This window comes from Marivita sp. (genome assembly GCF_017643905.1).
In the GTDB taxonomy this organism is placed as follows: domain Bacteria; phylum Pseudomonadota; class Alphaproteobacteria; order Rhodobacterales; family Rhodobacteraceae; genus Marivita.
On sequence record NZ_JAEPMO010000148.1, the window covers coordinates 1 to 10,170 of the forward strand.

The 10,170-nt window shown below is 61.7% G+C and carries 10 protein-coding genes and 1 pseudogene; 9 read left to right on the forward strand and 2 right to left on the reverse strand.

Features of this window, described 5'->3' with window-relative positions; all coding sequences use genetic code 11:
- From JJ869_RS18980 to phoB, 6 genes are all read left to right on the forward strand, one after another.
- A partial coding sequence (locus JJ869_RS18980; RefSeq protein WP_292269556.1) for a substrate-binding domain-containing protein occupies nt 1-419 on the forward strand: 419 nt, incomplete at its 5' end.
- Between the two features lie 87 nt (nt 420-506).
- A complete protein-coding gene (pstC, locus tag JJ869_RS18985; protein WP_292269558.1) occupies nt 507-1,979 on the forward strand; it encodes a phosphate ABC transporter permease subunit PstC in 1,473 nt (490 codons plus the stop codon).
- On the forward strand, nt 1,976-3,298 hold the full coding sequence (gene pstA, locus JJ869_RS18990; RefSeq protein ID WP_292269561.1) for a phosphate ABC transporter permease PstA: 1,323 nt from the start codon (nt 1,976-1,978) through the stop codon (nt 3,296-3,298). The genes pstC and pstA overlap by 4 nt, the downstream gene beginning before the upstream one ends.
- Nucleotides 3,299-3,313: 15 nt before the next feature.
- Nucleotides 3,314-4,111, forward strand: a complete 798-nt coding sequence (gene pstB / locus JJ869_RS18995) for a phosphate ABC transporter ATP-binding protein PstB (RefSeq protein ID WP_292269565.1) — start codon at nt 3,314-3,316, stop codon at nt 4,109-4,111.
- A gap of 13 nt (nt 4,112-4,124) precedes the next feature.
- Complete coding sequence (phoU, locus tag JJ869_RS19000; protein ID WP_292269574.1) at nt 4,125-4,853, forward strand: phosphate signaling complex protein PhoU; 729 nt, start codon at nt 4,125-4,127, stop codon at nt 4,851-4,853.
- 3 nt (nt 4,854-4,856) lie between these two features.
- Nucleotides 4,857-5,546 carry a phosphate regulon transcriptional regulator PhoB gene (gene phoB / locus JJ869_RS19005; RefSeq protein ID WP_292269566.1) on the forward strand — a complete coding sequence of 230 codons (690 nt, stop codon included), beginning with the start codon at nt 4,857-4,859 and terminating at the stop codon, nt 5,544-5,546.
- Nucleotides 5,547-5,690: 144 nt separating this feature from the next.
- Here phoB and JJ869_RS19010 read toward each other — a convergent pair whose 3' ends face one another.
- Both JJ869_RS19010 and JJ869_RS19015 read right to left on the reverse strand, forming a co-directional pair.
- A complete protein-coding gene (locus JJ869_RS19010; protein ID WP_292269567.1) occupies nt 5,691-6,740 on the reverse strand; it encodes an ATP-binding protein in 1,050 nt (349 codons plus the stop codon).
- On the reverse strand, nt 6,737-7,918 hold the full coding sequence (locus JJ869_RS19015; RefSeq protein WP_292269576.1) for an aminotransferase class I/II-fold pyridoxal phosphate-dependent enzyme: 1,182 nt from the start codon (nt 7,916-7,918) through the stop codon (nt 6,737-6,739). Before JJ869_RS19015 ends, JJ869_RS19010 begins: the two co-directional genes overlap by 4 nt.
- Nucleotides 7,919-8,052: 134 nt before the next feature.
- Here JJ869_RS19015 and JJ869_RS19020 point away from each other — a divergent pair, with 134 nt between their 5' ends.
- The 3 genes and pseudogenes from JJ869_RS19020 to JJ869_RS19030 form a co-directional block, all read left to right on the forward strand.
- Complete coding sequence (locus JJ869_RS19020; RefSeq protein ID WP_292269568.1) at nt 8,053-8,940, forward strand: PfkB family carbohydrate kinase; 888 nt, start codon at nt 8,053-8,055, stop codon at nt 8,938-8,940.
- Nucleotide 8,941: 1 nt separating this feature from the next.
- The gene (locus JJ869_RS19025) at nt 8,942-9,859 is read left to right on the forward strand and encodes a pseudouridine-5'-phosphate glycosidase (protein ID WP_292269571.1); all 918 of its coding nucleotides are present in this window, start codon (nt 8,942-8,944) and stop codon (nt 9,857-9,859) included.
- An 82-nt stretch (nt 9,860-9,941) separates the two neighbouring features.
- A pseudogene (locus JJ869_RS19030) lies at nt 9,942-10,170 on the forward strand (hypothetical protein); the annotation flags it as partial.

A 10,170-nucleotide genomic window follows, 5' to 3' on the forward strand; every position in this document is an offset into this window, starting at 1 on the left:
ACGCAGAAGACGCCTGCCTTGACGTGCGTCAGGACGGCAAGTCGGTCGACATCGACGGCGACTACACCGAAACCCTCGCCCGTATCGACGCCAACACCAACGGCATCGGCGTGTTCGGCCTCGCATTCTACGAGAACAACACCGACAAGCTGAAAGTGGCCACCATGTCCGGCGTCGAGCCGACAACCGCCACCATCGCGTCCGGTGAGTATCCGGTGTCCCGCCCGCTGTTCTTCTACGTGAAGAAAGCACATATCGGCGTGATCCCGGGCCTCAAAGAATTCGCTGAGTTCTTCATCTCCGACGATCTGGCAGGCCCGAACGGCCCGCTTGCTCAGTACGGCCTCGTGTCCGATCCGGAACTGGCAAAGACACAGCAGATGGTTGCTGACGAAAAGGTCATGGGCGCAGACATGTAAATGTCTGACCACCTGGTCAATCAGGAGGCGGCAGACATCGCCGCCTCCTTTTTCTTCTGAATTTCTTGTGACGACCCTGGGGGCCACATGCCACTACTCTGGCTTTTCCTGCTCATTCTCGCGATCGCTGGCGCTGCCTTTGTGCTCGCACGCATGCGTGTGATGGCGATGTCGGGTCAGGACCGACGCTCCCTTCATTCTCTCCCGAACTACTACGGCAGCAATGCCGCGATGAAATCCGCGATCCCTGCCCTGCTGGTTCTGGTGATCTGGCTCATCGCGCAACCGTTTTACGTGAACAGCGTTGTGTCTGGAGCAATCCCCGACAGTGATATCGCCGAGACCTCGTCGCGCAGCCTCGTGCTGGCGGAAGTGCGTCGTGCCGCGGATGGCATTGATCTGGCCATTGCCACCGGCAACTTGACCGAAGACGAGGCGCGGAACATGCGCGCCGACATCTCTGACGTGACACAGCGACTGTCCGATGCCGGTGCCATCGTGACCTCGCAGATTACACAGCCTATTTTGCGGGCAGCCCAGCAATTCCGTGTGCTGAACAGCACCGGTTACCAGCTTATGAGCATCGTTGTTCTGCTGATCGCTGTTGCCGGTGGCCTTTGGGCGTTCAAGGAAACGCGGCCGGATTTCCGTGCACGCAATGTCGTGGAACAGGGCGTGCGTGTCCTGCTCATCGCGGCCGCGTCCATCGCGATCCTCACCACGCTGGGCATCGTTCTGTCTTTGGTGTTCAACACGATCGAGTTCTTCCGCCTCTACCCGGCGTCTGATTTCTTCTTCGGCACCAGCTGGGCACCCAGCTTCTCGGGTCGCGGCGGCTCGTCGGACCTAGGCATCCTGCCGCTGCTCTGGGGCACCTTCTACATCTCCATCGTTGCGCTGATCGTGGCGGTTCCCATCGGGTTGTTCTCTGCGATTTACCTCTCGGAATACGCCAGCCCCAAGGTTCGGGCGTTTGCCAAGCCGATGCTCGAAGTGTTGGCGGGTATCCCGACCATTGTTTACGGTCTCTTCGCCCTGCTCACCGTAGGCCCGCTGCTGGTCAGCGTGTTTGGCGATGACGGCCTTGGCTGGATGCAGGCTGGCACCGCTGTGATGACCGCCGGTCTGGTCATGGGCATCATGCTGATCCCGTTTGTGTCGTCGCTGTCGGACGACATCATCAATGCGGTGCCGCAAGCCATGCGCGATGGGTCCTACGGTCTGGGCGCGACCCAATCCGAAACCATCCGCCAGGTGGTTCTGCCTGCCGCCCTGCCCGGCATCGTCGGCGCGATCCTGCTCGCCGCCAGCCGTGCCATTGGCGAGACCATGATCGTGGTTTTGGGCGCGGGTGCCGCAGCACGCCTGTCGCTCAACCCGTTTGAAGCGATGACGACCGTGACCGCGAAGATCGTGTCGCAGCTGACCGGCGACTCGGACTTCGCCTCACCCGAAGCACTGGTTGCTTTCGCCCTTGGCATGACGCTCTTCGTCATCACGCTCGGGCTCAATATCTTCGCGCTCTACATCGTGCGCAAATACCGGGAGCAGTACGAATGACCGACGCCAGCATGGACAGCGCCCCGATGAAGGGCCGCCTGACAACCGTCGACGCCCGCACCAAGAAACGCAACGCCGCCGAGAAGCGCTTCAAGGCTTATGGCATCGTTGCGATCCTGATCGGCATTTTCTTTCTCGTCGTTCTGACGGTTTCGATCCTGCGGTCTGGCATCCCGGCGTTTACCCAGGCCGAAATGAGACTGGAATTCGTCCTGACGCAGGAAGAGTTTGATGCTGCGGAAAGTCAGGTTCTAAAGACCAAAGCCTATGAAGCAATCTTCATCAACAAGCTGAGCACCGCGTTGACCGAAAAGGGTATCTCGGTTGATTTCAACGCTGCTGCGATTGAACGCCTTCTGGGCAAGCCGGGCAGCACGATCCGTGAATATTTCCGCGCAAACCCCGACCAGATCGGCCAGCCCGTGACCTTCAGCCTGCCCGCCTCGTCCCGTGTGGACGGCTATTTCAAGGGCCGGATCAGCCGCGACACCGTTGTCGACAGCCGCTTCTTCGAAGCCACCGACCTTGATCTGGTCGATGCGCTGGCCGACGCAGGCATCATCGTGCGCAACTTCAACTGGAACTTCATCACCGGGTCGGATTCCGGTGTGGACAACCCCGGCGGTGCGGGCATCGGCGTGTCGGTGATCGGATCGTTCTTCATGATGCTGGTGGTGCTTGCCTTGTCGCTGCCCATCGGTGTGGCCGCGTCCATCTACCTTGAGGAATTCGCGCCGCAGAACTGGTTCACCGACCTGATCGAAGTGAACATCTCGAACCTTGCCGCCGTGCCGTCCATCGTGTTCGGTATTCTTGGCCTTGCCGTGTTCATCCAATTCATGCACCTGCCCCAGTCGGCGCCGCTTGTCGGTGGTCTGGTGCTGACGCTGATGACCTTGCCGACCATCATCATTTCCACCCGTGCGTCGCTCAAGGCGGTGCCGCCGTCGATCCGCGAAGCCGCCCTCGGCGTGGGCGCGTCCAAGATGCAGACCGTGTTCCACCACGTCCTGCCGCTGGCCGCACCGGGCATCCTCACCGGCACCATCATCGGTCTGGCGCAGGCGCTTGGGGAAACCGCTCCGCTGCTGCTGATCGGCATGGTCGGCTTTATCGCGCGCGCTTATCCCGAAGGTGTGGTATCAGGTTTCATCGACCCCAATTCCGCGATGCCTGCACAGATCTACACTTGGGCCGCCCGCGCCGATGCCGGGTTCTACGAAAAAGCCTGGGGCGGGATCATCATCCTGCTCATCTTCCTCCTGACGATGAACATCATCGCCATCATTCTGCGCCGTCGCTTCGAGCGCCGCTGGTAAACAGGACCCTGCCCCATGTACGATATTCCACATCCCACACAGGAGACCGCCGTGACGGACGTCAAGATCAAAGCCAAAGACGTACAGGTCTATTACGGTGATAATCACGCGATTAAGGACGTGTCGGTCGAGATCGAGAACAACACGGTGACCGCGTTCATCGGCCCGTCGGGTTGCGGCAAGTCGACCTTCCTGCGCTGCCTCAACCGGATGAACGACACGATCGACATCTGCCGCGTCGAAGGCGATATCCTGATCGACGGCGACGACATCTACGACAAGCGTGTCGATCCGGTGCAGCTGCGCGCCAAGGTCGGCATGGTGTTCCAGAAGCCGAACCCGTTCCCGAAGTCGATCTACGACAACATCGCCTATGGTCCGCGCATCCACGGCATGGCGCGCAATAAAGCCGAACTGGACGATATCGTCGAACGCGCTCTGCGTCGGGGTGCGATCTGGGAAGAGGTCAAAGACCGTCTTCAGGCGCCGGGCACCGGCCTGTCAGGTGGCCAGCAACAGCGCCTCTGCATTGCCCGCGCCGTGGCGACCGAACCCGAAGTGCTGCTGATGGACGAGCCGTGTTCCGCGCTTGACCCCATCGCCACAGCGCAGGTTGAGGAATTGATTGACGAGTTGCGCCAGAACTATGCAGTGGTGATCGTGACCCACTCCATGCAGCAGGCCGCGCGTGTGAGCCAGAAAACTGCCTTCTTCCACCTGGGCAATCTGGTTGAATACGACGACACGTCGAAGATTTTCACGAACCCCGAAGACAGCCGCACCGAAAGCTACATCACCGGACGGATCGGATAAGGACGTGATCGACATGAAAAACCATATCTCAAGCGCCTTCGACCGTGATCTGGAAGGCATTCAGGCCCGCATCATGAAGATGGGAGGACTGGTTGAGCAAGCGATCCTCGACGCAGCACAGGCGCTCGAAACCCGTGACCTGGAACTGGCCGAGCAGGTCCGGGCCAATGACAAGGTCATCGACGAGCTGGAGGAACTTCTGAACGAAGAAGCCGCCCGCGTCATCGCCCTGCGTGCGCCAACCGCCATCGACCTGCGGGTGATCCTGTCGGTCATGCGGATGAGCGCAAACCTCGAACGGATCGGTGATCTGGCCAAGAACCTTGCCAAGCGCAATGCGGTTCTGATGACCATGCCGGCGATCAACGGATCGGCCGCACAATTGCGCCGCATGTCGCGCGATGTTCAGATCATGCTCAAGGATGCGCTGGACGCCTATATCCAGCGCGACGATGCGCTGGCCCGCGACGTGATCGAACGCGATGTGGACATCGACCAGATGTACAACACGCTCTTCCGTGAATTCCTGACCTTCATGCTGGAAGACCCGCGCAACATCACACCCTGTATGCACCTGCATTTCATCGCCAAGAACGTGGAGCGCATGGGCGACCACGTGACCTCGATTGCAGAACAGGTGGTGTTCCTTGTCACTGGCGAAAAGCCCGAAGAGCCGCGCCAGAAAGAAGACACAACCTCGACCGATACCGAGATGTCATCTGTAGCCAACCGCGGAGTGTAAGCCATGTCCAGCGTCCAGCCGACGGTTCTGGTCGTCGAAGATGAACCCGCACAGCGCGAGGTTCTGGGATACAACCTCGAAGCCGAGGGCTTTCGTGTGGCCAAGGCGGAAAACGGCGAAGAGGCGCTGATCCTTGTTGACGAGGAACAGCCCGACATCATCGTGCTGGATTGGATGCTGCCGAATGTTTCGGGCATCGAAGTGTGCCGCCAACTCAAGACTCGCGCCGACACGCGCAACGTGCCGATCATCATGCTGTCTGCCCGCTCGGAAGAGGTGGACCGCGTGCGCGGCCTCGAAACCGGTGCGGATGACTATGTCATCAAGCCGTATTCCGTTGTGGAATTGATGGCCCGCGTGCGCGCCCAACTCCGGCGCACCCGACCGGCAGCGGCAGGATTGCGGCTCGAATTCGAGGACATCATCCTCGATGCCGAAACCCACCGTGTCACGCGGGACGGCTCCGAAGTCAAACTCGGCCCAACCGAATTCCGCCTGCTGTCCACGTTGATGGAGAAGCCGGGCCGCGTCTGGTCGCGGGAGCAATTGCTCGACCGGGTCTGGGGCCGCGACATCTATGTCGACACGCGCACCGTGGATGTGCATATCGGTCGCCTGCGCAAGTCGCTGACCACAACCGGCGGAGCGGACCCTCTGCGCACCGTGCGCGGCGCAGGGTATTCGCTGGGCTGACGTCACAAGCGCCGGATGATGCGTCGACGCATCATCCGGCGCCCGTCAACGGACACGCCGCCCCGCGCAAATCGATCTTGTCCCTAATTGCCCACCCGCGCCGTGATGCGTCGACGCATCACGCGGTTCCGTCGACGGAACCGCTCACTCCTGTCGCGCGTCCATGGGCAGAATGACGGTAAAGGTCGTCCCCTTGCCAAGCTGGCTGTCCACCTGCAACCGCCCGCGGTGGCGGTTGACGATGTGCTTGACGATGGCCAGCCCAAGGCCCGTGCCGCCCAATTCGCGCGAGCGATGGCTGTCGACCCGGTAGAAACGTTCGGTCAGACGCGGCAGGTGAACCGCATCAATGCCGGGTCCGGTGTCACTCACCTCGATCCGCACCCCCTGCCCGCGCAGCCGTGTCTCGTAATCGGGAACGCCCAGGCTGATCCGGATATAGGCACCTTTGCCCGAGTATTTGATCGCATTCTCAACGAGGTTGGTCAGGATCTGTCGCAACTGGTCGGCGTCACCTGGCACCACGATAGGCTCTGGCGGCAAGTGGACCGACATGCCGATCCCGGCCTCGTCCGCCAATTGCGCAAGGCTGTGGCGCGTTTGTTCGATCAACGCCCCCAAATCGACCTGGTCTGCCGGACGCACGCGTTCTTCGGCTTCGACCCGGCTGAGTGACAGCAGATCCGACACAAGGCGGTTCATGCGCTCTGCTTCCGCCCCCATGATGCCCAGAAAGCGTTCCTGCGCCTTGGCGTCATTTCGTGCCGGCCCCTGCAGCGTTTCGATGAACCCCAAGAGGGCCGTCAAAGGCGTGCGCAGCTCATGGCTGACATTGGCCACGAAATCGCGGCGCATCTGCCCGGCCTGCTCCATCGGTGTGATGTCCTCAAAAGACACCAGAACGCCCTGCTTTCCCTGCATCGGCACCGCGCCGCAGGTAACGCGATAAGTGATGTCGTGCTGCCCGTCATTGGTGAGATAGCGGGTTTCGCGCCGGGTGCCGTCGCGCTGAACCTGCTCGATCGTATCAAGCAAAGTCGGCTGGCGCAGCGCGGTGATGAAATGCCGTCCCTCGATATTCTTGCCCAGCAACTTTTCGGCAGCGGCATTGGTCGCAAAAATCCGGTGATCCGGCGCAATAAGCAGCGCCGGAATGCCCAGAACCATCAGAACATCGCGGGGCGCTGCGGTCATTTGACCGCTGCCACCGATGCCAGGCCTGCGTCGAACGCTGCAATGAGAGCGTCCGGATCCTCAAGCCCGACGGACACCCGGAAGAACCCTTCGGTCATGCCTTGTGCCGCACGCGCCTCGGGGGTGAGGCCACGATGCGAAGAACTCGCCGGGTGTGACAGGGTGGTGCCGACATCTCCCAGCGTTGGGGCAAAGGCGATCTGATGCGCCCCTTGGGTAAAGGCGTTCGCCTCTGCCCGTCCTCCATGCAACTCGAAGCTCACCATGTTGCAGCCGCGTCCCTGCAAAATTCCTTGCGCGCGGGCGCGGTCGGGATGGTCCGGGCGCGTCGGATAGAGCACGCGCTTGACCAAAGGCTGCGCCGCCAGATGATCTGCCAGCCGCGCGGCATTCGACTCCGCCCGGTCAAAGCGCAGGTCAAAGGACATCAGCCCCCGCTCGGCCAGCCAGCAATCGAATGGGCTGGGTGTCATGCCCGTGGTCACGGCAAAATCGTAGATTGCCTTGCTCAAAGCAGAATCGCGCGTCGCCACCCAACCCAGCGTCACGTCGGAGTGACCGGCCAGCAGCTTGGTCACCGAATGCAGCACCACATCCGCGCCCAGTTCGAAAGGTGTGACAGCGCGCGGCGTGGTGAAAGTGTTGTCGACGACCAAAAGCACACCCTTCTCGCGGCAGAGATCGGCGATGCCCTGCACATCCGCAATCCGCAGCGTCGGGTTCGACACCACCTCGATCAGCACCAGCCGCGTGTTGGGGCGCAGCGCCTTCGCTACGGCCGCCGCATCGGTCGGATCGGCCAGCGAGGTTGCGATCCCCAATCGGGGCAGGTCGTCGCGCATCATCCGCAGGGACCGCCCGTAAAGCTGATCACCACCGACCACATGATCCCCCGCCTTGCACAGTCCAAGCAGCACGGCTGTCACCGCCGCCATGCCGGATCCAAGTACGATCCCCGGCATCGGAGCGCCTTCCATGGCGTCGATCCGGCGTGCCAGAACATCGGCGTTGGGATGGCCCTCGCGCGCATAGGTATAGCCTTCGGTACGGCCTTCGTATTGTTCGTCAAGCTGATCCGGGGTTGTGCTGGCATACACCACCGACGGCATGAGCGGCGTCACCACGGGGGTGGACGCGCTGTTGGGAAGTCCGCCGGGACGCATCAGGGTTGGTTTCATCATTGTCGCAAAACTCCGTTCAATTCTCGTGCGCAGGGCTGCCACAAAGCAGGCGCGGCAACAATGGGCGGCGCGACGGTACGTTCTTCATTCCAACCCTTGCGCTGAAATAGCACTCAGGCGATGACGGGCGCATGACACAGCGCCCCGATATCCTTTGCATCGGCTCCGTCCTTTGGGACGTGATCGGCCGATCAGACCGCCACATGAAACAGGGCGCAGACGTGCCCGGCCATATCACCCATCTGCCGGGTGGTGTTGCGCTCAATATCGCAATGACGCTGGCGCGGTTCGACCTGCTGCCTGCCCTGCTGAGCGTCGTTGGGCGTGATCCCGAAGGCAACGAATTGGTTGCGGCCTGCGACCGGCTTGGGCTGATCACCGATCACCTCTATCGCTCGGACGACCTACCCACCGATCAATACATGGCGGTCGAGGGCAAGAACGGCCTGATCGCCGCCATCGCCGACGCCCATTCGCTGGAGCAGGCAGGTGACAAGATCCTGCGCCCGCTGATCACCGGGCCTGTCGGATTTGTCGAAGCCCCCTTCCCCGGGCCCATCGCGCTGGATGGCAACCTCACGGAAACGCTGCTTGACCAGATCGTCCATCACCCGGCCTTTTCCAAGGCAGACCTGCGCATTGCACCCGCGTCGCCCGGCAAGGCGGAACGACTGCTGCCCTTCATCCGCGCGGGCAAAGGGGTGCTCTATGTAAACCTCGAAGAGGCGGGCCTTCTGTGCCAGACCGAATTCACCAACGCACCCCAAGCCGGGGCTGCGCTGATCGAACGCGGGGCCGCACGTGCCCTGGTCACCGATGGTGGCAATGTCACCTGTGACGCCACCGCCGAGGGCATTCTCGCCGAACGCCCACCCGAGGTGATGGTTACCCGAGTCACCGGCGCGGGCGACACCTTCATGGCCGCCCATATCGCGTCCGAATTGCGCGGCGCTGACCGCCCCACAGCCCTGCACCGCGCCCTTGCCACTGCTGCCGCCTATGTCGCCGGAGGAACCTGACATGACCACCCTGCCCCTCGATATCTCGGTCGCTGTCCAGACCGCGCTTGATGCGGGAAAACCCGTCGTCGCGCTCGAGTCGACCATCATCACCCATGGAATGCCTTGGCCGCAGAACCTCGAGACCGCGTGCGCCATCGAGGCCACCGTGCGCGACGCAGGTGCCGAACCCGCCACCATCGCAGTGATCGAAGGCCGCCTCTGCGTAGGTCTGAGCGCTGACCAGCTCGAAGCACTGGCGCAGGCCAAACAGGTCGCCAAGCTCAGCCGTGCCGACATGGCGGTCTGTATGGCCAAGGGCGGCACGGGTGCCACAACCGTCGCCGCAACGATGATCGCGGCCCATCTCGCCCGGATCAAAGTCTTTGCGACAGGTGGGATTGGCGGCGTCCATCGCGGTGCCGATCAAAGCTTTGACATCTCCGCCGATCTTCAGGAACTCTCGCAAACGCCGGTTACGGTCGTGGCCGCGGGCGCGAAGGCCATCCTTGACCTGCCAAAAACGCTCGAAGTGCTTGAAACGCTGGGTGTTCCCGTGATGGCCTATGGCCAGGACGTCCTGCCCGCCTTCTGGTCACGCGGGTCGAATCTCAAAGCCCCGCTGCGTGCGGACACACCCGCAGAAATCGCCAAATCGCATCTGATGCGCGCAGCACTTGGCCTGCCCGGCGGGCAATTGATCGCCAACCCGATCCCGGCCGAGGCCGAAATCCCTCATGCCGAGATTCACCCGATCATCACCCGCGCCACGCAGGACGCCGAAGCGCATGGCATCTCGGGAAAGGCGCTGACGCCCTACCTGCTGCAGCGCATTTTCGAACTGACCGAAGGACGGTCGCTCAAGGCAAATATCGCATTGGTGCTGAACAATGCTCGTCTTGGGGCGCAAATTGCACAGGAATTGATAGCTCTGCGTTGAAAAACAGGATCTTGGCCCCGGCACCCATTGTAGACCGCAGCCCGACCTCCTAGGTTTTCAACGAACCAGTGACGGACCCGACATGACCACCCCTTTTGAACCAGCACGACGCAAGCCAGGCCTCCTTGCACGGCTTCGGGCAAGCTTTCTGACGGGCATCGTTGTCATCGCGCCAGTTGCCCTGACGATCTGGCTGATCTGGACAATCATGGGCTGGATCGACGGTTTTGTCCTGCCGCTGGTGCCGAGCCGGTTCAATCCCGAAGAGTATATCGGCATCAACCTGCGCGGCGTCGGTGTGATCTTCTTCC

Excerpts from the sequence above, each read along its gene's own strand:
- pstC (WP_292269558.1), top strand. The coding sequence starts at position 507 with ATGCCACTACTCTGGCTTTTCCTGCTCATTCTCGCGATCGCTGGCGCT.
- pstA (WP_292269561.1), top strand. The coding sequence starts at position 1,976 with ATGACCGACGCCAGCATGGACAGCGCCCCGATGAAGGGCCGCCTGACA.
- pstB (WP_292269565.1), top strand. The coding sequence starts at position 3,314 with ATGTACGATATTCCACATCCCACACAGGAGACCGCCGTGACGGACGTC.
- phoU (WP_292269574.1), top strand. The coding sequence starts at position 4,125 with ATGAAAAACCATATCTCAAGCGCCTTCGACCGTGATCTGGAAGGCATT.
- phoB (WP_292269566.1), top strand. The coding sequence starts at position 4,857 with ATGTCCAGCGTCCAGCCGACGGTTCTGGTCGTCGAAGATGAACCCGCA.
- JJ869_RS19010 (WP_292269567.1), bottom strand. The coding sequence starts at position 6,740 with ATGACCGCAGCGCCCCGCGATGTTCTGATGGTTCTGGGCATTCCGGCG.
- JJ869_RS19015 (WP_292269576.1), bottom strand. The coding sequence starts at position 7,918 with ATGAAACCAACCCTGATGCGTCCCGGCGGACTTCCCAACAGCGCGTCC.
- JJ869_RS19020 (WP_292269568.1), top strand. The coding sequence starts at position 8,053 with ATGACACAGCGCCCCGATATCCTTTGCATCGGCTCCGTCCTTTGGGAC.
- JJ869_RS19025 (WP_292269571.1), top strand. The coding sequence starts at position 8,942 with ATGACCACCCTGCCCCTCGATATCTCGGTCGCTGTCCAGACCGCGCTT.